The 22,436-nt window shown below is 47.1% G+C and carries 21 protein-coding genes; 9 read left to right on the forward strand and 12 right to left on the reverse strand.

The window, feature by feature from the left end; genetic code table 11:
* Positions 1-10 precede the first annotated feature (10 nt).
* From KME12_04685 to KME12_04695, 3 genes are all read right to left on the reverse strand, one after another.
* Positions 11-1,357 carry an ABC transporter ATP-binding protein gene (locus KME12_04685; protein ID MBW4487066.1) on the reverse strand — a complete coding sequence of 449 codons (1,347 nt, stop codon included), beginning with the start codon at positions 1,355-1,357 and terminating at the stop codon, positions 11-13.
* 21 nt (positions 1,358-1,378) lie between these two features.
* On the reverse strand, positions 1,379-2,224 hold the full coding sequence (locus KME12_04690; GenBank protein ID MBW4487067.1) for an ABC transporter permease: 846 nt from the start codon (positions 2,222-2,224) through the stop codon (positions 1,379-1,381).
* 410 nt (positions 2,225-2,634) lie between these two features.
* On the reverse strand, positions 2,635-3,168 hold the full coding sequence (locus tag KME12_04695) for a hypothetical protein (protein ID MBW4487068.1): 534 nt from the start codon (positions 3,166-3,168) through the stop codon (positions 2,635-2,637).
* Positions 3,169-3,206: 38 nt separating this feature from the next.
* Between KME12_04695 and ruvB the strand changes: the two genes are divergently transcribed.
* From ruvB to KME12_04710, 3 genes are all read left to right on the forward strand, one after another.
* Positions 3,207-4,340: a Holliday junction branch migration DNA helicase RuvB gene (ruvB, locus tag KME12_04700; GenBank protein MBW4487069.1), complete on the forward strand. Its 1,134-nt coding sequence runs from the start codon at positions 3,207-3,209 to the stop codon at positions 4,338-4,340.
* A 26-nt stretch (positions 4,341-4,366) separates the two neighbouring features.
* Complete coding sequence (locus KME12_04705) at positions 4,367-5,149, forward strand: methyltransferase domain-containing protein (GenBank protein ID MBW4487070.1); 783 nt, start codon at positions 4,367-4,369, stop codon at positions 5,147-5,149.
* A gap of 98 nt (positions 5,150-5,247) precedes the next feature.
* Entirely contained in the window at positions 5,248-6,090 is an 843-nt protein-coding gene (locus KME12_04710) for a tetratricopeptide repeat protein (GenBank protein MBW4487071.1), read from the forward strand.
* A 25-nt stretch (positions 6,091-6,115) separates the two neighbouring features.
* Here the strand turns inward: KME12_04710 and KME12_04715 are convergent, their stop codons facing one another.
* Positions 6,116-6,928: a TIGR01548 family HAD-type hydrolase gene (locus KME12_04715; protein MBW4487072.1), complete on the reverse strand. Its 813-nt coding sequence runs from the start codon at positions 6,926-6,928 to the stop codon at positions 6,116-6,118.
* Positions 6,929-7,049: 121 nt separating this feature from the next.
* On the opposite strand from KME12_04715, the gene KME12_04720 reads away from it, so the two are divergent.
* Positions 7,050-7,349, forward strand: coding sequence for a 30S ribosomal protein PSRP-3 (locus KME12_04720; GenBank protein MBW4487073.1), 300 nt, complete (start codon positions 7,050-7,052; stop codon positions 7,347-7,349).
* A gap of 105 nt (positions 7,350-7,454) precedes the next feature.
* On the opposite strand, the gene KME12_04725 is transcribed toward KME12_04720, so the two are convergent.
* The 5 genes from KME12_04725 to KME12_04745 form a co-directional block, all read right to left on the reverse strand.
* Positions 7,455-8,306: a hypothetical protein gene (locus KME12_04725; GenBank protein ID MBW4487074.1), complete on the reverse strand. Its 852-nt coding sequence runs from the start codon at positions 8,304-8,306 to the stop codon at positions 7,455-7,457.
* A 1,239-nt stretch (positions 8,307-9,545) separates the two neighbouring features.
* The gene (locus KME12_04730) at positions 9,546-9,959 is read right to left on the reverse strand and encodes a F0F1 ATP synthase subunit epsilon (protein MBW4487075.1); all 414 of its coding nucleotides are present in this window, start codon (positions 9,957-9,959) and stop codon (positions 9,546-9,548) included.
* Between the two features lie 7 nt (positions 9,960-9,966).
* Positions 9,967-11,424: a F0F1 ATP synthase subunit beta gene (gene atpD, locus KME12_04735; GenBank protein MBW4487076.1), complete on the reverse strand. Its 1,458-nt coding sequence runs from the start codon at positions 11,422-11,424 to the stop codon at positions 9,967-9,969.
* Positions 11,425-11,737: 313 nt separating this feature from the next.
* Positions 11,738-12,541: a PEP-CTERM sorting domain-containing protein gene (locus KME12_04740; protein MBW4487077.1), complete on the reverse strand. Its 804-nt coding sequence runs from the start codon at positions 12,539-12,541 to the stop codon at positions 11,738-11,740.
* 344 nt (positions 12,542-12,885) lie between these two features.
* Positions 12,886-13,839, reverse strand: coding sequence for a PEP-CTERM sorting domain-containing protein (locus tag KME12_04745; protein ID MBW4487078.1), 954 nt, complete (start codon positions 13,837-13,839; stop codon positions 12,886-12,888).
* An 855-nt stretch (positions 13,840-14,694) separates the two neighbouring features.
* Between KME12_04745 and groES the strand changes: the two genes are divergently transcribed.
* Positions 14,695-15,006 (forward strand): co-chaperone GroES, encoded by a 312-nt coding sequence (groES, locus tag KME12_04750; GenBank protein ID MBW4487079.1) that lies wholly within the window; start codon positions 14,695-14,697, stop codon positions 15,004-15,006.
* 155 nt (positions 15,007-15,161) lie between these two features.
* On the forward strand, positions 15,162-16,802 hold the full coding sequence (gene groL / locus KME12_04755) for a chaperonin GroEL (protein ID MBW4487080.1): 1,641 nt from the start codon (positions 15,162-15,164) through the stop codon (positions 16,800-16,802).
* 127 nt (positions 16,803-16,929) lie between these two features.
* On the opposite strand, the gene KME12_04760 is transcribed toward groL, so the two are convergent.
* On the reverse strand, positions 16,930-17,268 hold the full coding sequence (locus tag KME12_04760; protein MBW4487081.1) for a hypothetical protein: 339 nt from the start codon (positions 17,266-17,268) through the stop codon (positions 16,930-16,932).
* Between the two features lie 441 nt (positions 17,269-17,709).
* Between KME12_04760 and KME12_04765 the strand changes: the two genes are divergently transcribed.
* Positions 17,710-18,210, forward strand: coding sequence for a hypothetical protein (locus KME12_04765; GenBank protein MBW4487082.1), 501 nt, complete (start codon positions 17,710-17,712; stop codon positions 18,208-18,210).
* 187 nt (positions 18,211-18,397) lie between these two features.
* Here KME12_04765 and KME12_04770 read toward each other — a convergent pair whose 3' ends face one another.
* A complete protein-coding gene (locus KME12_04770) occupies positions 18,398-18,571 on the reverse strand; it encodes a PCP reductase family protein (protein ID MBW4487083.1) in 174 nt (57 codons plus the stop codon).
* Positions 18,572-19,385: 814 nt separating this feature from the next.
* Between KME12_04770 and KME12_04775 the strand changes: the two genes are divergently transcribed.
* Positions 19,386-21,206 (forward strand): cellulase family glycosylhydrolase, encoded by a 1,821-nt coding sequence (locus KME12_04775; protein ID MBW4487084.1) that lies wholly within the window; start codon positions 19,386-19,388, stop codon positions 21,204-21,206.
* A gap of 32 nt (positions 21,207-21,238) precedes the next feature.
* On the opposite strand, the gene KME12_04780 is transcribed toward KME12_04775, so the two are convergent.
* Positions 21,239-21,940 carry a nitrogenase gene (locus KME12_04780; GenBank protein MBW4487085.1) on the reverse strand — a complete coding sequence of 234 codons (702 nt, stop codon included), beginning with the start codon at positions 21,938-21,940 and terminating at the stop codon, positions 21,239-21,241.
* Between the two features lie 102 nt (positions 21,941-22,042).
* Between KME12_04780 and KME12_04785 the strand changes: the two genes are divergently transcribed.
* Positions 22,043-22,411 (forward strand): EamA family transporter, encoded by a 369-nt coding sequence (locus tag KME12_04785; protein MBW4487086.1) that lies wholly within the window; start codon positions 22,043-22,045, stop codon positions 22,409-22,411.
* Positions 22,412-22,436: the final 25 nt, after the last annotated feature.

Here is a 22,436-nt window from a genome sequence, read left to right on the forward strand (position 1 = left end):
TTGCTACTATTTATGCTGGCGTTCTTACTATTGATGAAGCTGGTTTGTTCACTTTCACAACCATTGGTTGATCAACTAAAGCATGGATACGCCTTCCTGTATCTGGAGGCAAGACTTGAAAGACTAATGCATTATCAATCCAATCAAAAGTCAAAGATTCATAACTTTCTGATCCAGCCACTGTTAAGCTGTACGAACCTGTTCTTAAGGGTAGATTGAATTTAAATTGAATTTCTAACAATTCCCCTGGCTCTAATCTGCTGATTGGAGTATTTTCCTCAAATGTATTGCTGCCAATCACCTCATTGCCATTCTTATCACACACATAAAAACCAACAATACAACTCCTAAGCGGAGCATAAACCCTTAACCTTGTAAACAAGGTTACTTCCTCGTTGAACCCAAAAATGGGGCTTTCACCTGCATTTTCACCTAAATGATTTAGCAGCTTGATCTCTTCAATTAAAGCCTTGCAGTTTCCTCGCCGTGAAAGTTTGCCAGAGGATTGCTGCCCAGATAGAGCCTCATCATTAGTCTGTATTGGAGGCTCTTCCTGAACAGCTATGACCTTACTTGCTTCATGGTTGGTTTGAGACTCTCCACCTACCTGGGTTAGACCTAGCTCCAACTCGGTAACTAGTTTCAGGTATTCGATGATGATTGTGTTTGGCAGTCCTAAAGCCTGTATTCGCCCGTCGTGAATCATGACAGCTTGATTGCACAGGGTTTTGATGGCTCCTGAATCGTGTGAAACAAATAGCGTTGTTACGCCTGAGTCCATCAAGGTTCGCATCCGGCGCATACAACGATGCTGAAATACTACATCTCCTACAGCCAAAGCTTCATCAACGATCAAAATCTCTGGATTAACATTGACTGCCACGGCAAATGCTAAACGGACAAACATACCGCTTGAATAGGTCCTAACAGGTTGGTCGATGAACTCACCAATATCTGCAAACCCAGCAATCTCGTCAAACTTATCTTCGATTTCCCTTTGGCTTAACCCTAGTAGCCGCCCATTGAAAAATACATTCTGTCGTCCCGTAAACTCTGGGTTAAACCCACTACCTAGTTCCAGCAGTGCCGAAATTCTTCCATTTACCCTGATTTCTCCAGTAGTGGGAGTTAAGGTTCCTGCAACTATTTGTAGTAGCGTACTCTTCCCAGAGCCATTCCTTCCAACGAAACCAACTGTTTGCCCTTTGGGAATTTCTAGGTTTATATCACGTAACGCCCAGAACTCATCTGCCCTACTTTTTCCGGGCAACAATATTTCCTTAAGCCTCTCTACCGGGTGAGCATAGCGCCTAAAGCATTTCGAAACATTGTTTAACGCAATTGCAATCTCACTCATCTCACCACTACTAAGCAATATCTAAAGGACATCAGCGAAAGCGGGACGTATACGCTTGTAAACCCACAAACCACCCAGAAATATTAATAGGGAAACCACTGAAGCGACTCCCAACTCACCCCAGTGGGTTACTTCTCCAACTAAGATAAGATCCCGGTAAACTTCTGAGATCGCGGTTAAGGGGTTCAACCAGAAAACCCAAGCTCGCCATTGTTCTGGGATGATAGAGGCTGGATAAATAATGGGAGTTACATAGAACCAAAGGTTGAGAATAACTCCTAGGGTTTGAGGAATGTCTCGTAAAAAAACTGTCAATCCTGCAAATATGTACCCTAACCCCGCAGTTAGCAGCAATTGCGGCAGCCAAACCAGCGGCAAGAGCCATAACGTGGTGTGTATTGTTTGAGAGGTTAGGGCCACAAGCAGGATCAAGGCCATCAGACCAAAGGTACTCTCCAAAAAGAGCGATAGAACTGGAACAAGTGGCAGTAAAGTGAGGGGAAACACAACCTTCTTAACCAGATTGGGCTGTGCAATGACGGATGACGCGGCTTGGATAACTCCACTAGAAAAGGCTATCCAGGGCAACAATCCTGCAAACAACCACAAGCCATACGTTAGATTGTTGTCGGGTAGCCCTTGAAGGCTAAGCTTGACCTTAAGAACAATCGAGAAAACGTAAGTGTAAATGAGTAACTGGGAAATTTGATTCAGTAAAGGCCATAAGTTGCCTAGGACAGAACCTTTGTACCGCGCTTCCATATCTCGCTGCACAAGTGCTTTGAGCAGATCTAGCTTGGCCCACCACCTAGGATTGATTGGTAGCCAACGAGCCAGGTTATTAACTCGGCGGACTACTCCTCTCATTGGTCTCAGCAACTTGCACGTCCTCACCCACTGCTTACACACCGAATCATGCTCACCGATCGCAGACTGTTATGCTGCTAATTACAGAGTCACCTATATGACATCTAGATTGATCCGTAATTTACTTTTTACTTATGAAGGTTGATCAAACTTCAGAGTTCCTGTTGTTTCGTCTAAGACAAGCCAAGGCGGTTCGCTTTTGCTCCTCATAGCCTTACTGCATGGTGTCGCTAACATACCTCAAGTTAAGATTTTATTCAAATTGTGGCTGAAGTGTATCTAAATGTTGCGTCACAGAAGTAACTGAAGGATCACTAGAGCGGCGAAAAATGACTGCATCGCTTAGTAAAAATGGCGACTTGATAAAGTAAGAGTATCTCTAAGTCTGAGAAAAAGCTGAGAAATTGTTTTTATCCTAGGGCTCGTTGTAAAGATTGCTGAATGACTTGGCGTTGTTCTTTATCGTAGCCCCAGCGATCCAGGAAGCTTTGATAGGAACCTTGACCAGAAGTGATACTATCTATCAAACTCTGACCTTTGGCTTGGACTGCGGTTAGCTGCAGCAGTTGGATTAAGTGATGAGTTCGCGATCGCACTCTATCTGACTCTTGGGCCGTAGCTTCATCCTGCTGGCGGCGGTGGAATACGGCCATTGCCGAGGCCATGGCTAGATTTTTGACTAGCAACTCAGCCACAAGGTCTGGAGCAGAGCGCAGAGCAGCCACAACTGCTGTATCCGGATGGTCTGCTAGTGTACCAGAATCCGTAAGATAGGTTACAAAAAAACCACGCGCTCCCGCTTCACTGCTAACTAAAGCAGCGATCGCCCGTTCTACTTCTGGCGCGGGCAGGGTACCCTGTTTCATATGAGCGAGCAGCGATTGAGTCAGGGCGATCGCTTGCTCAAAGGTCGTTCCTTCGGGGACTGTAAAGACAGATGTCATTGTTTTGAGCGAATCTCTGAGTATGATGATACTCAACTATGGCAATTATCTCTTCTAAGCAACAGCCATCGGAACCGGATCGGCAAACGGGAGTTAAGCCCCGTTCCCGACAGGTTGCTGTTAGCGGTAGTCCTTTGCTTTCCACTGCCGCACAGGAGTCATTGGTCCAACCGGAAGCTTGCCCCGAAGAAGCGGGTAAGCAGGAAGAACGGTTACGGCCTCAATGCTTGTCTGAGTATGTGGGTCAAAAAGACCTCAAAGAAGTCTTGGCGATCGCGATTCAAGCCGCTAAAGCACGCGCCGAGACACTAGACCATCTCCTGCTCTATGGGCCACCTGGTTTGGGCAAAACCACGATGTCACTGATTTTGGCATCGGAAATGGGTGTGAGCTGCAAAATTACCAGTGCTCCCGCTTTAGAGCGGCCTCGCGATATTGTCGGGCTGCTGATTAACTTGCAGCCTGGAGATATTCTATTTATAGATGAAATTCATCGGTTGCCGAGAGTGACAGAAGAAATTCTTTATCCAGCAATGGAAGATTTTCGGCTAGATGTCACAGTTGGCAAAGGTCAGAGTGCTCGCACTCGAAGTATTCCACTACCATCTTTTACTTTAGTTGGAGCTACCACACGAGTCGGTGCTTTAACTTCCCCCTTGCGCGATCGCTTTGGCCTGATTCAACGACTGCGCTTCTATGAACTTGATGAGTTGACCGAGATTGTGCGGCGGACTGGCTTAATTCTCCACACAGAGATTACTGAGGAGGGTGCGGCGGAAATTGCTCGTCGTTCTCGCGGTACGCCCCGGATTGCCAATCGCCTGCTGAAGCGGGTGCGAGACTATGTTGAAGTCAAAGGTGTAGGAACAATTACTCCAGCGATCGCGGCGGAAGCACTAGAACTCTATAACGTTGATCCCTGTGGTCTCGATTGGACCGATCGCCGCTTACTCAGTGTCATGATTGAACACTTCAATGGTGGCCCTGTGGGGTTAGATACCATGGCCGCTGCGACTGGGGAAGACTCGCAAACTATTGAAGAAGTCTACGAGCCTTATTTGTTGCAGATCGGCTACCTCAATCGCACCTCTCGCGGGCGCATTGCTACGACTGCTGCCTGGAAGCATCTAGGCTATACTCCTCCAGAGAGCCAACTTCCCCTACTATCCTAAGTTTTTATATTTTCCAAGGAGAAAGCATGTTGAACTTTGTCAAGAGAGCTAAGAACTTAGTTCCTAGTTCATCTCCAGTACCTCCTAGCCAAAATTTAGTCAGTAATTTATTGCCTGAAGCAGAAGTCAAGAGTTTTTCAAAAATCAATCGAGAACTGATCGCCAATAATTATTTGGCTGGAACAGGCATTGAAATTGGGGCCCTACATCAGCCACTACCTGTGTCGAGTGCGGCTCAAGTCAAATATGTAGACAGAATGTCTGTTGCAGATTTGCGAACTCATTACCCAGAGCTGAATTCACTACCACTAGTTGAGGTAGACATTATCGACAATGGGGAGGCTCTCACTACCATTGCAGAATCCACTCAAGATTTTGTCATTGCCAATCACTTTATTGAACATTGTCAGAATCCGATCGCATCCTTGAGTAGCATGTTGCGGGTGCTGAAAGTTGGTGGAGTTCTATACCTTGCTATTCCAGACAAGCGTTATACGTTCGATCGCGATCGCTCAGTGACTCCAGTTGAACACATTTTGAGAGATTACGAAGAAGGGCCAGAATGGTCTAGGAGACAGCACTTTGAGGAGTGGATTCGTATTGTTAACAAGATAGAAGACGATGTAGAAGCCCACGTCAATCACTTGATGACAATCGACTATAGCATTCATTACCATGTCTGGACTCAAACAGAATTTTTAGAACTACTCTTAGCTGTCAAAAAGACGTTGAGTGTTGAGTTTGAAATAGAACTGTTTTGCAAGAATGTTGATGAAATGATTGTAATTATGCGCAAGGGTGCAGCATAAACAAAAAATTTGATGAACTGGGTGGGTTGTCAGAGTGCCCCTCTGGCGACCCTCTTAAAGTTGATAGAGTGACTAAAAAATCTACCCCAACTACCGCAATGCGATTACTATTGGCTTTGTTGTGCGGGCTGTGGATTAGCATCGCAACTTGGTTGGGTGGCTTAAATTTGCCTGTGGCTCAAGCGACCCTATTACCTGCATCTAGCACATCTCTAGACATGGCAACAGAGGATGTGCAAGCAGAAGTGAATGATTTGTTTCAGCAGGCGTTCGCTGCCACCAATACGGGTGACTTTGCTACGGCTGAAGCTTATTGGACGCAAATTCTTAATCGCTTTCCGGACAACGCGGCGGTGTGGAGCAATCGCGGTAATGCCAGAGTGAGCCAGAACAAGCTAGAAGAGGCGATCGCGGACTACAACAAATCAATGGAGTTAGCTCCAGATGCTCCAGACCCTTATTTGAATCGGGGCACGGCGTTAGAAGGGCTAGGACGGTGGGAAGCAGCGATCGCGGACTACAACCATGTTTTAGAACTAGACCCAAATGATCCAGCGGCTTTTAATAACCGAGGCAATGCCGAAGCGGGTCTAGGACAGTGGGATCAGGCGATCGCAGACTACCGCCATGCCGCCGACTTAGCCCCTGATTACGCCTTTGCACGGGCCAACTATGCCTTAGCGCTTTATCAAGCAGGCCAAACTGAGGAAGCAATCCGCACGATGCGAAACCTGGTACGGAAGTATCCTAAGTTTGCAGACATGCGAGCGGCCCTGACTGCGGCCTTATGGGTACAGGGCAAGCGTGGTGAAGCTGAGAGTCAGTGGGTTTCAGCAGTGGGCTTAGATTCTCGTTATAAAGATGCTCAATGGGCTTTAAAGGTGCGGCGTTGGCCTCCAGCAATGGTGACGGCATTAGAGAAATTCTTATCTCTGAACTAAAAGCTTTTTTCGTCAAGGCATCCTGTTACTGTAAGCCAATCAAGCGGTGGATGGTCTCAGGCGTGAGTTGCTCGACTTGCTCAAAAACTGCGATCGCCCCTGCTTGCTTAAGAGTCGTAGCGTAAGCCTCTCGACGCTCCGGGGTGGTCTGGACATGAGGGGGTAAAATGCCAACTGCCAGCCAAGAACGATCAGGTTGGATGGCATGGGCTTTAGCGATCGTCTGCATATCTGCAACAGTGTCTCCTACATAGAGAACTGGTGCTGCTTCATCAGTGCGACCCAAGCCTCGGTTTTCCAATTGCTGTACGGCTTGCAATAAACCTGTCGGGTCAGGTTTGCCAGGAGCGTCTTCCATCGCAACCAGTAGCGGCGACTGCAACCCAATTCGCTGCTGCAACACATAAGTCGCTGAAATTCTGGTGGCCCCACTGAAAAAGCCCCAGCCGATATTGGCCTGAGTTAACTGCTCGATGTAAGCCGCGCTCATCAACAAAGGCTCTTGACAGATGTATCCAGTTAAATGGTTGGGGTCTCGCCCACGATAACGACTTTGAAAAAACACCACAATCTCTTCGTAGGTGCAATCCAGCTGGTGTTGTCCTTGAGTTTGAAAGTAGCGACGAATTAGCTCTTGAGAAGCCTCCCAATCGTTGTTCCAGATGCCTTCTGACTTGAGCTTGTCCATTTCTTCTGAAGTTGGACGATAAGCGCCATTGGTAAAATGCTCGACGGTATCGGCTAAGGCTCGGCGGTAAGAGCCACTTACGTCCCGCACAACCCCATCAATGTCGAATACTGCGATCGCTGTAAATGCTGGTTTTGCTGCTTGAGTCAATGATTTGCACCTCTTGTGGTCAAGTCCTGCTAGATATCTTGTCAGATACCTGGGACAGTGCGGTAAGATAATCGTTTGTGGAGTTACGCAAACAGCTTAAGGCTGCTCGCTGGAGGTTTGATTGTCGAAGTTTATTCTAAAGATTCTCTGGTTAGAAGAGAACGTTGCTCTCGCTGTAGATCAGGTTGTTGGTAAAGGTACCAGCCCGCTGACTTCTTACTTTTTCTGGCCTCGTAACGATGCTTGGGAACAACTCAAGAACGAACTGGAAGCCAAGCACTGGATTGCTGAAACCGATCGCGTCGAGCTACTCAACAAAGCGACAGAGGTGATCAACTACTGGCAAGAGGAAGGCAGACGTCGCCCTATGTCAGAAGCTCAATCTAAGTTTCCTGAAGTCACCTTTACAGGTAGCGCCTGATTTTTATCCGCTCCTGACTCTTTGGCGCAGATCAAATCCGTCCATTACCAACATGGATGGAAAGCGCCTTTTTTTTATGGAAATTTTTGGGGCCAGTTGGGGAGGTTAGTTGGGTGAAATAGAGCGGGCAATCTCCACGGCTTGATTGAGTAACCCAATTGATTCTTTTGGTTGCCCTGATTTGGCGTACTGCCGAGCGATCGCGCTAAGGGCCTCGGCTTTGTGCACCTTACCAGATTCATCCATACTAATTTGAGTAGTGGTGCTGAGTGCCTGAGTAAATTGTTTTGACTCAGCATATTCACGAGCAATCATCAGCAATAGGCGATCGCGATAAACAAGGCTAGAAGCACTCGCCTGTTCAAGTTCCTGCGTAATTGACTCTGTTGCTTGGGCTTTCCAGTTGAGACGCTGAGTCGCTTGTCTTGCCCATTCTAAATTGCCTGCCTCGATCGCTTTTGCCAGAATGTCGTAAATGACTCTAGCTTTGTTTTGAAACTCAAGCCCTTTGATCGCTTGAGCCGTCTGAAGTGCTTTATCATGTTGCCCGATCGACGCATATTGCTGAACAATTCTGAGCAGTGCGTCGTCTCGATGCCCCCTACCAAGGCTGTATGCAAGCTGAAGTGCTGATTCAAATTTTCCTGTTTTCGCGTAGAAGGCTACGACAGGTGGCATCAAACTGTCGTAAGCAAACTTAGGTCCAACAGCAATGTCAGCAAAATCAGGAGCTGCCAATTTAATTTCACCATCTCGCACCATCTGAGCCACTTCGAGCGCTCGATCGACTCGTTGTATGTTTAGATAGCCGTCGATAATTGCAACAAGTGCAGGACTTGCTTCAGAGCGATCGTCAAGTTTGGAGTTGAGACCGAACTTCAGGCTTAATAGAGCTTCGTCAAGAAGTTTAGTCGCCTCTATATCTTTCTTGAGCGATCCATAAATGTTTGCGACCATAGCTAGTTCATCAGCACGCTGAATTGGCGCTGAAATTTTTCGTACAGGCCCAGATATCCTCTCGAAAGCCTGAAAGATCTGTTCGATAATTTCTGTGTCTTGTTCAGTAAGTTTTTCTTCTTTACAGAGTTTGAGAAGTGGTCTCAACTCGCTTGGACTTAGAGTGCTTGTAAGTGCCCACCTTGCATCCGGACGAAGTAACTCTGATTCGAGAAAACAGTGAAAGAGAGTACTTTTAGCTTTCTCTTCTGGAGATTGGTTGCTCAAAGAGTCATCTTTGATTGGATCAATCTTTGAAGCCAAGTTTTGAAACTTAGTTGTCTGTTCAGTTTCTCCCTGCTCCTTATAGTAGTCAGCTAAACCAAGCCATATTGTTCTAGCTTTGTTAAATTCTTTGGTTCTGAAATAGAAATCAGCTAATTTAAGCTGGAGTGCAATATTTAATTTGATCAATTTGGGATCATCAATGGCCTTGCTATATTCCAGATCACTCTGAATAGGTTCAATATATTGATCACCAAAACCAGTTGCAATTTGAAAGGCTGTATCATATTGGCCTACCCTAGCATGATTGAGAAATGCTACTGCAATCCAAGTTGTAGGGTAACTCCTACTAGAACCAGAGGGCTCTGGCCCGCAATATTTAGTTGCCTTCAGAATGCTTCGAGCCTGGGAAAATATCTCTGAGCTTTTAATCTTTTGTCCGACAAATGCATACTGACCTGCAACACCAGCCAAAAGTCTAAGTTTGGGGCAAGGCTCTATTAGTGATTGATTAAGAGATAAAGAATCTTCTAGTAGAGCGATCGCCTGATTCTTTTGCCCGATAGTGGCATAATCCCCAGCCAGAGAAGTCAACAGCTCAGCTTCGGCAAGAGCCAACTCAGCCTTTTCTTGGGAAAGTACGATTGAAATTGGATGAACTAAATTCAGTAATGGAGCCAATATCAGCGAGGATAAAATCAGCCGAAGTTTCATCTCTAATGCCCCTACTGAATCTCAATTAATTTATTAAACCTTTCTAGCTTCAAGCTGTTAGGTATGAAGTGCCTCAACAAAAACTTGAAAACAAGTACAAAAAGTCTGGTTCGGCAACAGTCTAGCAGCACAAGATAGAAGGAATTTTGTGATTTTACGTGCCTTTAGTGAAGCCCTGATAAAGATTAGTAAGTTGTCTATAAAAAACTCCCTCTAGCCAGTGACCAAAGGGAGTTAAGACTGAAAGTAATTAAGGCTCGATTAAAGCTGCACAACACCACCTGCGGCTTGCAGACGGGCACGTGCCCGCTTGAGAGCTTGGGTGGCTTGAATTTGTTCTTGACGGGTACCGTTTTGTACTTGGTTGATGCGAGCTTGTGCTTCAGAGTAAGCAGTACGAGCTTTTTCCAAGTCGATCGCTTCACCGCGTTCGGCACCATTCACCAAAATGGTGACTTCGTCAGCTTCAACTTCTGCAAAACCGCCCATCAGTGCGATCGCGACCCAATCCTTACCAGGACGGACGCGCATAACGCCAGTTTCCAAGGCGGTGAGTAGGGGAGCATGGCCGCTCAGGATGCCCAATTGCCCAGTCGTGCTAGGCAAGACAACTTCCTCAGCCGTAGAATCCCAAACAGTTTTGTCTGGGGCAATTACACGTACAGTTAATGTCATATCGTTGCTATTTGCCTTCTGCCTTCATTTTTTCGGCTTTAGCGATCGCTTCGTTAATGTCTCCTACCAGGTAGAAGGCTTGCTCAGGCAGCGCATCCAACTCACCGCCCAGAATCATCTGGAAGCCCTTGATTGTATTCTCAATGGAGACATACTTACCAGGAGAACCTGTGAACACCTCTGCAACAAAGAAGGGCTGAGACAAGAAACGCTCAATCTTACGAGCCCGCGCCACGATGAGACGGTCATCTTCGGACAATTCATCCAAACCAAGAATGGCGATGATGTCTTGCAGCTCTTTGTAGCGCTGTAGAGTCGATTGGACTGCACGAGCGGTGTTGTAGTGCTCATCTCCGACAATGCTGGGTTGAAGCATGGTGGAAGTAGAGTCTAGGGGATCTACTGCAGGATAAATCCCTTTGGAAGCCAGACCCCGGGAGAGTACAGTGGTGCCATCCAAGTGAGCAAAGGTGGTTGCAGGTGCGGGGTCAGTCAAGTCATCCGCAGGCACGTAAACCGCTTGAATCGAAGTAATGGAACCTTCCGTGGTGGAAGTAATCCGCTCTTGCAAGTCACCTACGTCAGTACCAAGTGTGGGCTGGTATCCTACCGCAGAAGGCATCCGACCCAATAGCGCCGATACTTCAGAACCCGCTTGAACAAAGCGGAAAATGTTGTCAATGAACAGCAATACGTCTTGCTTGTTAACATCGCGGAAGTACTCAGCCATCGTCAGAGCAGTCAAACCTACCCGCATTCTAGCTCCGGGTGGTTCGTTCATCTGACCGTACACGAGAGCAATCTTGGAATCGTTGAGGTTGTCCTTCTTGATAACCCCAGATTCCATCATTTCGTTGTAGAGGTCGTTCCCTTCACGGGTGCGCTCGCCTACACCACCAAATACGGAGACTCCCCCGTGCTGGGTAGCGATGTTGTTGATCAATTCCATCATGATGACGGTTTTGCCGACACCCGCACCACCGAACAGACCAATCTTGCCACCCCGACGGTAGGGGGTCAGCAGGTCGATCACTTTGATTCCGGTTTCAAATACTGAGGGTGTCGTTTCTAGATCGGTTAATTTGGGAGCGTCACGGTGGATGGGGAAAGTTTCTTGAGTATCAACTGGGCCTTTGTTGTCAATTGGCTCACCCAGCACGTTAAAAATTCGGCCTAGGGTAGGAGTACCCACAGGCACGCTGATAGGAGCACCTGTATCAACGGCTTCCATTCCACGCACCAAGCCATCGGTGGAACTCATGGCGACGGCACGAACTTGGTTGTCGCCTAGAAGCTGTTGCACTTCGCAAGTAATAGAAACGTCTTGCCCCGCTGCATTTCTACCTTCGATCTTTAAAGCGTTATAGATCCTCGGCATCTTACCGTTAGGAAATCTAACGTCTAAAACGGGACCGATGACTTGGGAAACGTAACCAACATTTGTCTTTTCTGCCGTGGTGACCATGCTCGCGCCTATGTTGTGAACAGCTATTTCGAGTACTTAAGGACAGTCTTAAAAGTCGCCATCCTCCAGCTTATCACTGAAGGGGAATCGTAAATCTTTTTGAAGTTGGCCTCAATTTCACACTTCACCCATCTCTAAATGGTTCATGAGAGGCACACCTCCTTAAGGTATGCCTCTCATAATGCAGAAACGATGATCAATAACCGCCGTTTCCTTGGATGATCTATTTCCTTAGTGACTAGAGACACAAACAGTTCGGCAGCTGTCCATTAACAGTTAATTCATGGCAGATGATGGCAGGCGATGTAGTCAGTTAGGTTCTTTGGTATCGCTGCAATGCAGAACGCCCCCCTAAAAGAGCTGCGCCTAGCAAGCCCAGTAGGGAGGTTGGCTCAGGCACAGAGGTTTTGGGATCTGTTTCAGCTAGGGAAGCAGAACCCCAAATCTCTCCGGTTATGCCTGTGACAGTCTTATCAAAAGTTCCAGTGCCTGTCGTTGGGTCAATTATGATCTGTTGGCGATCGCGAGTATAGCCCCATAGTTTGCCTTGTTCAAAGAACAAGCCGTAAACATCTCTAAAGCCAATCTCTCCAATCTGAGTCGCAGCACCATCCAAGCCAATAGAGAACAAGCGATCGCTAGCTCCATGAAGCGACGTTGCTAAAAATCGCTGATTGGCTGAGTCAAAGACAATATCGCCACTACTCACAAAATTAGGAATGCTCGCCACTAGCGAGGCTGCACCAGTTACTTGATTGATCTGATATAAACCCGAGCCACCAGTCCCATAAAGCACATCAGCATCAGAGAACCCCAAAGAATTTAAGGTTGCGCCTAAATTGCCAATGAGAGATAAACTCCCGGTACTGACATTGATGTTGAATAACTGCCCGAAGGTAACGCCAAAAAGATCACTGCTTTTTGATAAGGCAATATCTGTGAAAACTGGACCCGTAACCTGGGGGGTAAATATGCCAGTTGAGGGATCAACGGTTCCTACGTTGCCTTCCGTGGTTGAAAGCAGAGTGGCAGCTTGAGCTGAACTACTAGCGCTAGCCAGAGTGATCAATGCTGCCCCTGTGGTGAGCAACAACTTGGTGATGAGTGAGCGGGCCATAAAAATATCTCCTTGAGACCTACTGTTGCTAGTATCGATTCGCAGCTCTAATGGCGATCGCAACAGGATAGGGGTTAATAGATGCTTTGAAGGGGTGTAGAGGATTGGTTCTGAAGTAATAGTGGCGATCGCAGTTGAGCTGATCCTTCACTGCAAATTTGTCACGTTATCCTAAGACAATACTAGTATTTACCCCTAAGCTTCACGATTGAATTATACTTTAGCTCTAACAATAAAGATTTCATATAGAAAGATTGGCAAGCCTAGCTACGAGACTCAGAAGACCTTCGGATGCAAGATTTAAGCGCAATTCTTCTCAGTAAAGTTATGTAATCTTTGAAGCTTTATAGCCTGCGATCGCTCCGCTTCCTTTTTAGCCAGACACCGATCCCAAATACACCGATCCCCAGCAGACCGCCAACGGAAGTGGGTTCAGGAATTGTCGCTGGGTTACTTCTAGGAAACAGGTTGCCATAAATTTGCACATTAACATCCGATGACTTATTCCAGCCGCCAACTCCGGGTGAACCACTAGCACGGTACGTTCCAGGCAAGCCATCGTTATTGGAGTTCCAGGTGCCCACATAATCTGGCGTTCCTTGGTAAATCCGCAATAGCCGATAGAAATCATCTGCCCCTGCTTGCGAGGAATCACTCAAATCTGCATTAGAAGCATGCAAGGTAGGAAAAACGTTCCAAATTCCCGCACTGGTGAAGCCGCTCCCATCCACAAAGAATTGGTAGAGATTGCCTCCTTTTACCGTCCAGTTAAGGCCGCTGAAGTCTATTTGCCAAATTTTGCGATAAAGCTGCACTGGCTCAGCCCAATAGTTTTCGCCATTGCTATAAGTCACTTGAGAAATATTGACTTGGAGATCAGAACCATTCGTCGGCCCTGTGTGGAGTGTACTCAGGCCAGCTATCCCTGCCTCAACCTGACCGCCCCATAGGGTAAAGCTTTGCCAGAAATGGTCAGAAATGGTTGCTGTTGTATTGACGACACCAATCACAACCCACACTCGCAACGTGTCAACTAAATAAGTTTGGCCTGTAGTTCCCAGGACAAAATCATCTCCGATCGGGTAGGAATAACCAGAGCTGATCAGATCAGCAAAGCCCCAACTAACGTTGCTGCGGTCTTGATCAGTGGCAGGATTGTTGGGAGCGGTGTTGTTGATGTTTTCGGTAGGCAGTCCCCGCTCAAACAGCAAGGCTGCTTGTACTCCACTACCACTACTAGTTGAAAGTGCCAGGGCAATGAGGAAAGATCTGATGGCTGTATTGATAGAGATCCCCATAAAGTCCATGGCTCTCTAGAATGCAGGATGGGGTTGAAGCTTCCAAGCTCAAGCTCTTTGCGTGACTGAGAAAATCTTGGCGTGGAGAGCGACGACTCAGTAGGAATGGACTCACTTGATCCCGGATCGCGAACCCTAAAGTCCCAAAACTTCTAACGTTAAGTTGGCATGGGGTTTTTAAGATTTCTAGTAGTTCCACCTAGAATTATCTAAAAAAATACACCGCAAGACTAATTGTGAAGAGTGAGCGAATTAAGGCCAGCTTAGCAAATAAGATTCTGACAGCAAGTAATCTGCAAGACGGGAACCTGATTCTGGGTCATTAGACCTATACAGATATTTAGAACTCGATTCCTGAATCAGCTAGTAAAAACACGGGTTTTTGGGTTAGAAACAAAATTAATTTTGTTCCTGTTAGATCCAGGCCAGATGGAAGCCTAAAAGCAGCGCGATCGCCTTGACTACCTCAGCCCGAACCCCCCAGAAGGCAACAACAATGGCGATCGCTCATGACTACGGGTTCAACAAACCAGCAAGATTGAGTTCGGGAACCCGTACAGCCGAATCAGTTGCAATCGTCTCTAACCTTGGGTAGATTAGCACTCAGGGATGGAGAGTGCTAACGCCTCAATCCCTCAGATCAGATTGACCTATGACTGTGGACAAAAGCTCAGCTCAAAATCTTAGTTAAAGTCTTGGGCTGAATCGCTGCTGGTGGCTTAGGCAAGCAAACTAATTTAGCTTTGCATCAACCTTAGCGCTACAGCATGGGTTACGACATTTCAGATTGGGCTTGACTAGAGTGAGCCTGCTGAAATTGAACTGAATCTAACCTGTAGTGTGGAGAATTTTTTTATGGCAGCTGTATCTCTCAGCGTTTCTACCGTTAAGCCTTTGGGCGATCGCGTATTTGTTAAAGTAAGCGCGGCTGAAGAAAAAACTGCAGGTGGCATCCTCCTGCCCGACAACGCGAAGGAAAAGCCTCAAGTTGGAGAAGTTGTCCAAGTGGGTCCTGGCAAGCATAACGACAATGGTGGTCGTCAGGAACTGGAAGTAAAGATTGGAGACAAAGTGCTGTACTCCAAATACGCTGGTACCGACATCAAACTGGGTACCGAAGAGTACGTACTACTCTCTGAGAAAGATATTCTTGCGGTTGTTTCATAGTTAGAAGTCCTTTAGTCATTAGCCATTAGCTGCCGGGGGTAGGAAAATGCTGCACCCTGAGGCTGACCGTTACAAGCTAACTACTAATCACTAAACGCCAAAAGCTTTCAAGACTCAATCCGATTCGTTGTCCTTATTACTGAACTCAAATCCCTATGGCTAAGCGCATCATTTATAACGAAAACGCTCGTCGTGCCCTGGAAAAAGGAATGGACATCCTGGCTGAAGCCGTGGCTGTCACCTTGGGTCCCAAAGGTCGCAACGTAGTTCTAGAGAAGAAGTTCGGCGCACCTCAAATCGTGAACGATGGTGTCACGATCGCCAAAGAAATTGAACTCGAAGATCACGTTGAGAACACTGGCGTTGCCTTGATTCGCCAAGCTGCCTCCAAGACCAACGATGCAGCGGGTGACGGTACCACCACTGCAACTGTGTTGGCTCACGCCATCGTCAAAGAAGGTCTGCGTAACGTTGCTGCAGGTTCCAACGCGATTTCCCTCAAGCGCGGAATCGATAAAGGAACTGCCTTCTTGGTAGAGAGAATCAAAGAGCACGCTCGCTCGGTAGAAGATTCCAAGTCGATCGCGCAAGTCGGTGCCATCTCTGCGGGTAACGACGATGAAGTTGGCCAAATGATTGCCAACGCAATGGACAAGGTGGGTAAAGAAGGCGTGATTTCCTTGGAAGAAGGGAAGTCCATGACCACTGAGTTGGAAATCACCGAAGGGATGCGCTTTGACAAAGGCTATATCTCTCCCTACTTCGCCACCGACACCGAGCGGATGGAAGCAGTACTGGATGAGCCTTTCATCTTGATCACCGACAAGAAGATTGCCTTGGTGCAAGACTTAGTACCCGTACTAGAGCAAGTCGCTCGTGCAGGTCGTCCTCTGGTAATCATTGCAGAAGACATCGAGAAAGAAGCGCTGGCTACCTTGGTGGTCAACCGTTTGCGTGGCGTGCTGAACGTGGCTGCTGTCAAGGCTCCTGGCTTTGGCGATCGCCGTAAAGCTATGCTCGAAGACATTGCTGTGCTAACTGGTGGTCAGTTGATCACCGAAGATGCAGGTCTAAAACTAGATACCACCAAGCTAGATAGTCTCGGTCGCGCTCGTCGTGTCACCTTGACCAAAGACACTACCACCATCGTGGCTGAGGGCAACGAAGCTCAAGTCAAGGCTCGCGTTGAACAAATTCGTCGTCAAATGGAAGAAACTGATTCTTCCTATGACAAAGAGAAGCTGCAAGAGCGCTTGGCTAAACTAGCAGGTGGCGTTGCTGTAATCAAAGTCGGCGCAGCAACCGAAACTGAAATGAAGGATCGCAAGCTCCGTCTAGAAGACGCAATCAACGCCACCAAGGCTGCGGTTGAAGAAGGCATCGTTCCTGGCGGTGGCACCACCTTGGCTCACCTCTCTCCCCAATTGGAAGAGTGGGCAAATGGCAACCTCAAGGGTGAAGAACTCACAGGTGCCCTGATCGTAGCTCGCGCTCTGGCTGCTCCTCTCAAGCGGATTGCTGAGAACGCAGGTCAGAATGGTGCGGTCATTGCTGAGCGCGTCAAAGAGAAAGACTTCAACGTGGGCTTCAACGCCGCAACCAACGAATTCGTTGACATGTTCGAAGCTGGTATCGTTGACCCCGCAAAAGTTACCCGTTCAGCGCTGCAAAACGCAGCCTCCATCGCTGGCATGGTGCTAACCACCGAGTGCATTGTGGTTGACAAGCCTGAGCCTAAGGATGGCGCTCCTGCTGGTGCTGGTGCTGGCATGGGTGGCGGCGACTTCGACTACTAAGTCTTTCGCTAATCATCTAAGTTAATTAGTCCCAAGGGTAGGAGTTGGTCATGTACCGCTCCTACCTTTTCTTTTGCAGTTTTTAGAAACCGAAGCAACCGCGATCGGCTGCATCAAAGTCGGATGCTTAGTTACCCATATAAGGCTCGCCGGACAACAGGAAGACTAAGAACATACTCATCCAGGTTAGAGCCACCAAATAGATTAGAAGCGCTAAAGAATTTAGTAACAACTTCAATACGCTCTGCCACACCTCTCGCTTTTGTCCCACTGCTGTGATGACCTTCAGCACTCCTGTAATGACTAGTGGAAGAGTCGCGATCGCCGCTAGAAGCAAGCCACAGAAAAGAGCGAGGGCTGGGAAAAAGGGTATTTTATGGAACGCAACAGACGCCAACATCATTAAACTAGCCACAACCAGAAAACTAGCACAGACAATTTCTCCGATTAGGCATTTTTTATCCAATTTTGTTTGCCTCTGGCCCTTAAGCGTGCTCCTAGCAATTAGTACCCCATGAAGCCCTGGCAACCCTATTAGTATCCCTACCAAGAAAACATTGTGTTGAGCTGCGATCGCTGCCAAAAGCAAACCACAGAAAAAACCGAGGACTGGGAGAAACGGTCTTAGCTTGGACACAAGAGACCTCAGCATCATTAAACTAGCCACACACAACCAACAACCTGGCACATCTAATGGTTGGTATAAAGAGCGATCGCTATGGTGATTTATACTCTAATTTGCAATAAGCTAACTTGAGAAAAGTAACCATTAGTATACCTGTATCTAGTTTTTCAGCCTTGACTGGATTGACATGAAAAACTGGTATATATTTTTTTAATTTTTATTCTCTAAGCTTTTTAGTAATTTATGTTTAGATCCAATCATTTAAATCAGGAATGAAATACTTTGAAAAAGATGATTTTGATACTTTCAATTATTTTAATTTTGTTAGTTACATCTCCTAATCAGGCTTACGCAGATGATTTATGTAATAAACAGCTGCTCACACAGCAAGAATGGTCATCCTTGTTAACTAAGCCATCTAGTGAAATAGGAGGGCAGATTTTAAATAAGTTAAATGGGTATCGTGACCTTATTGGTAACTGTGCTCTTAACATTGTTCATACCAATGACAATGTTAAATACCAGCAAACTGAACCTATTTCTGTTGCTCCTCGAAATGGTGGTGGCTTCATTTATGCGATTGTCATTCATTGGTACAGAGATCTTTTGGCTGGAGTTATTGGAAAGAATTTAACTACTAAAATTACTTGGGAGATCTTTGAGAATAAGCACTACCAAGCAAAAGTTGTTGAAGACTCTTCCATTTTTGCACCAGGTCAGCCAGAAGAATTGGATAACTTCTTCAATAAGTTACTTCCAGAGAAAATCAAAACATCCTTCTAAATAGACGATATAGCAGTACTGATAAAGGTTAAGACGGGGTGCAGGGGTGAAACCCCTGGCTGGGGGCGAAGCCCCCACACCCCCTTTGCCCTAAACTTGATGCGTAGCACTATAGCTTCTAGATTTAAGCCCTCTACTTAAACAAATTAAATATCGATCGCCCTACACAAAGCAGGGCAATTGATCTTTAATTGGAACCAAATTTTTGTTTGGCTTGCTCGTAGACTTCGACCGTGATTTGGTTGATGCCTGCTTCTTGAGCAAACTTTTCGATTTTTTTGCGGGCGGCAGGGCGAACGAAGAAAGGAATCTCTTTGAGGCGGGCTTCTGCGTCTGCGGTCCACTGAATTGCATTACTCATCGTCTGTAGCTCCCACGCACTAATTGATTTGGGCCTTGCGCCATTTTTAGAGCGTAGACTTACCTGCTCTAGATAGCAAGAAAAAATCTAGACTTAAATTATTTTTATACCGTAAACCTACCGAGCTGAGCAGACAGAGTGAAAGAAGCGCTAGCTATGGGCTCAAGAAACCGTTGTATCAAAAACTACAGCTTATTATGTTAAGTTGTTGTACTTATGTTCAATCGGCTAAGTAATTCTAAGGATGACAGAGCTTCACCAAAAATTTAGATTTGTTTCGTTAGTGTAAAGTTGACTCCAAAAAGTGTGAAATCAGTCAGAATAGTGCTGAATTACCAGGGTGCTGAAGTAATATCCGTTATCTTGAAAGCCGTTGGGCTAGAACAGCGGCCTTCCTTCTTTCAGTTGTGTGTTCTCTGAATAATGATCACCCTTGATCACGCGAATTCTGTTAGCAATAACGTCTACCCGTTCGCGCCGAACGATTGCTGATAATCCGAGTCCAGTCGTAAGGTTAAGTCGCTAATGATGATGTTCGATTGTTGATGGAATTTTTGGTTTAAGTTTTTTCTACTCAAATTTAGGCGATCGCCCTAACTCAGGTTTGCTTTAACAGCTACATTAGTCTCCGTTTTTACAGTTTATGGAGGCTCTGTTCCTGCTGACTTTAATTTTGGAACTGTGCTCTATCCAGCTCATTAAGCATCCCTGTAAGCTTGGCTCAGACAATATTTTGGGCTGACAAAATTCATTCACACTGCTTTGGAACTCAGCTTTGCCTAACTCCACGCGACATCGTAGAGGAGGCAATTCGGTGGCACGTCAAACGACACTGCAACAGCAATCTGCTCAAAGCCAGCATGTGGCTCAGAATTCCCGCACCGCTCGCTTTTGGCGACCTTTTTATCGAGGAGCTTTTGTACTTTCGCTCTTTGGTCTCACTTTGCAGACAGGTGCAATGCCCAATGCCGCAGCAGCGACGAATGTTCAACTGCCGCTATCTACGAAAGGAGCCAGAATCATTGATGCGAGCGGTCAGCCAGTCCTGTTACGGGGCATCAATTGGTTTGGCATCGAAACTGAGACCCATGCTCCGCATGGTTTGTGGGCACGAGACTATAAGGAGATGCTGGCCCAAATCAAAGACCAAGGCTATAACTTAATTCGGCTACCTTATTCAGTGGAATCGTTGCGATCGAGTACTGTGCAAGGCGTTGATTTCAGCATTGGAAGTAATAGCGATCTGCAAGGCAAAACTCCCCTGCAAGTGATGGATTTGGTGATTCAAGAAGCCAATCGTCAAGGACTGTTGGTGCTGCTTGACAGTCATCGGCTCAACGATCAAAAAATTCCTGAACTTTGGTATGGGGATGGCTTTACAGAAGCGGACTGGATCGATACTTGGAAAATGCTGGCGACCCGCTATAAGAACCAGTCCAATGTCATTGGGGCAGACCTGAAAAACGAACCCCACGGTCGGGCCAGTTGGGGCACGGATGATCCCGCAACTGATTGGCGTCTGGCGGCAGAACGAGCAGGTAAAGCGATTCAGGCGATCGCCCCTCACTGGTTAATTGTGGTGGAGGGCGTCGAGAAAAATGTACCGGGGCAAAAGCTTCCCTACCATTGGTGGGGCGCTAACTTGGAAGGGGTCAAGAAAGACCCAGTGCGCTTACCTGTAGCCAACAAGCTGGTTTATTCTCCCCACGAGTATGGTCCTGGCGTCCTTGACCAAAGCTGGTTCTCTGATCCAGCCTTTCCCAATAACCTGAAAGCTCGTTGGGAAACTGGATTTCATTACATTGCGACCCAAGGGATCGCGCCCATTTTGGTGGGAGAGTTTGGCGGTCGTCAAGTTGATAGCACCTCAAAAGAGGGGATTTGGCAACGCAAGTTCGTGGAATTTATTAACCAGAAAAACCTCAGCTTTACCTATTGGAGTTGGAATCCTAACAGTGCTGATACAGGCGGCATCTTGCAAGATGATTGGCGTACCGTCAGTCCAGCTAAGCAACAACTTTTAGGCCCATTGCTCTCCTTAGCGAGTGGTGTGGTGGGTTCTACTATAAATCAGATTGACAGCACGATTTCTAGCCCTATCCCCATTCCTGCTCCTATTCCCATTCCTGCTCCAACTCCTAGCCCAACTCCTGATCCCACGCCTGCACCCAGTCCAACTCCAACACCTAGTCCTGATCCCACGCCTGCACCCAGTCCGACTCCAACACCTAGTCCTGATCCCACGCCTACACCCAGTCCAACTCCAACTCCTGATCCCGCACCCAATCCAGCTCCTGATCCCACGCCTGCTCCTGCTCCTACGCCAACTACTTCGACGCAACTAAAAGCAGAAGCCATTATGCAATCCGAGTGGGCTTCTGGATTCTGTACTAATCTGCGGGTCACTAACCCAGGTACGACGAATAGTAGCTCTAACTGGCAAGTGACTTTTCAAATGAATCAAGCCGCGATCGCAAATAGCTGGAATGGCAACTTTAGGAAGCAAACCACGGGCTATGTAGCGACTGCTCCAGGTTGGGCTAAGGTCATCGCCCCCAATAAAACCGTGGAGATGGGTTTCTGCGCTGACAAACTTGGCACCGACTATAAGCCAACCCAAGTAGTAATCGAATAAGATTGCCCTTCTGGTGATCAAGGAGCGAACTTTTAGCAGTAGGGGGTTACGTCTTCACCACATTTGTCCGCCAGATAGGACAACGCTCGAAACCGTAGCCCTACTAACTGCTCGTAAAGTGGGTTCAGCTTGCACAGCGGCGGAATATGAACAACTTTGCGGCCAAAGAGTTGAATATCACGCTCAAAAGGACACTGAGCGGGAATCAACTTACAGAGGAATCGAGCTACCTGAGGATCTTGAACATCTAGCTCATCCAACCATTCCCGCACTGGATGCAGCAAATTGTGTTTCTCTGCCTCGGTGAGGTTGAGGACAGCAGGTGTGGCTGTAGCTACTTGATTGCCGGAAGGGATAGTTTGCGGATTGTAGAGAGTGTGACGCAATGCTTCTAAGACTTCTAAGCTCTGACCCAGGGCTTGGCAAAACTGCTCTAACAAACCATCTTCTTGTGCCGAGTAGGTGCCATCGGCGATCGCGACCATCACGGCAGTTCGCAAAAAGTGTTGAGCAATTTCATCACTTTGGCCCAAACTAGCCGCTAATTCACTCGGCGTAATTGCGGCTTGAGCTTCTAAGCTGGTAACGGGAGCTAAATCCTGCTGAGTCAGGCTAGTAATTAAATCTTGCTCCTCAGGGTCAAAGTTACCATCGGCCCAGGCGATCGCGAGGAGTCCGCGTAACCAAGCAGAAATTTGGTCGTTAGTCGGAGGAGATTGCACAAGATCGGACATAAAATTCTACTGAATCTCAAGTGGCAACTTGAACCGATTTTAGCTCTAGTCTTACCTGAGCTACCTGTAAACTAGACTGGCAATTCTCAGTGAGGAAGTTTCGTGACCCTGCAAGAATTTGGTTTGTTGTGGATGTCAATTCTCGCCAGTGTTGCGGGGCAATTCTTCCTCAAAGCAGGTGCACTCAAACTGGGTAAGGTCAGTGCTGAGAATTTTTTGAGCCATGTGTTCGGTATTCTGCTCACTCCTGAGCTAATTGCTGGTCTGACTTGTTATGCCTTTGGTGCGATCGCTTATATTTTGCTCTTAACTCGCGTCAAGCTCAGTGTTGCTGGTCCCTCGGTAGCCTTGAGTTATGTTTTTGCTGTGATGCTGGGCTACTTTTTATTCCATGAAACCATCCCCCTCAGTCGAGTTGTAGGGCTGGGTTTAATCGTGAGTGGTGTGCTTTTAGTTATTTGGCAAAAGTGATAATCTCCCACGCTGTCAGATCTGC

Origin of the sequence: Trichocoleus desertorum ATA4-8-CV12 (assembly GCA_019358975.1) — a bacterium.
Taxonomy (GTDB): Bacteria; Cyanobacteriota; Cyanobacteriia; order FACHB-46; family FACHB-46; genus Trichocoleus; species Trichocoleus desertorum_A.

What these genes read in the sequence shown, in the direction of transcription:
- KME12_04705 (MBW4487070.1), top strand. Translation starts at nt 4,367, where the DNA reads ATGTTGAACTTTGTCAAGAGAGCTAAGAACTTAGTTCCTAGTTCATCT.
- KME12_04710 (MBW4487071.1), top strand. Translation starts at nt 5,248, where the DNA reads ATGCGATTACTATTGGCTTTGTTGTGCGGGCTGTGGATTAGCATCGCA.
- groES (MBW4487079.1), top strand. Translation starts at nt 14,695, where the DNA reads ATGGCAGCTGTATCTCTCAGCGTTTCTACCGTTAAGCCTTTGGGCGAT.
- KME12_04780 (MBW4487085.1), bottom strand. Translation starts at nt 21,940, where the DNA reads ATGTCCGATCTTGTGCAATCTCCTCCGACTAACGACCAAATTTCTGCT.
- KME12_04730 (MBW4487075.1), bottom strand. Translation starts at nt 9,959, where the DNA reads ATGACATTAACTGTACGTGTAATTGCCCCAGACAAAACTGTTTGGGAT.
- atpD (MBW4487076.1), bottom strand. Translation starts at nt 11,424, where the DNA reads ATGGTCACCACGGCAGAAAAGACAAATGTTGGTTACGTTTCCCAAGTC.
- KME12_04690 (MBW4487067.1), bottom strand. Translation starts at nt 2,224, where the DNA reads ATGAGAGGAGTAGTCCGCCGAGTTAATAACCTGGCTCGTTGGCTACCA.
- KME12_04685 (MBW4487066.1), bottom strand. Translation starts at nt 1,357, where the DNA reads ATGAGTGAGATTGCAATTGCGTTAAACAATGTTTCGAAATGCTTTAGG.
- groL (MBW4487080.1), top strand. Translation starts at nt 15,162, where the DNA reads ATGGCTAAGCGCATCATTTATAACGAAAACGCTCGTCGTGCCCTGGAA.
- KME12_04745 (MBW4487078.1), bottom strand. Translation starts at nt 13,839, where the DNA reads ATGGGGATCTCTATCAATACAGCCATCAGATCTTTCCTCATTGCCCTG.
- ruvB (MBW4487069.1), top strand. Translation starts at nt 3,207, where the DNA reads ATGGCAATTATCTCTTCTAAGCAACAGCCATCGGAACCGGATCGGCAA.
- KME12_04770 (MBW4487083.1), bottom strand. Translation starts at nt 18,571, where the DNA reads ATGAGTAATGCAATTCAGTGGACCGCAGACGCAGAAGCCCGCCTCAAA.
- KME12_04725 (MBW4487074.1), bottom strand. Translation starts at nt 8,306, where the DNA reads ATGGTCGCAAACATTTATGGATCGCTCAAGAAAGATATAGAGGCGACT.
- KME12_04695 (MBW4487068.1), bottom strand. Translation starts at nt 3,168, where the DNA reads ATGACATCTGTCTTTACAGTCCCCGAAGGAACGACCTTTGAGCAAGCG.
- KME12_04740 (MBW4487077.1), bottom strand. Translation starts at nt 12,541, where the DNA reads ATGGCCCGCTCACTCATCACCAAGTTGTTGCTCACCACAGGGGCAGCA.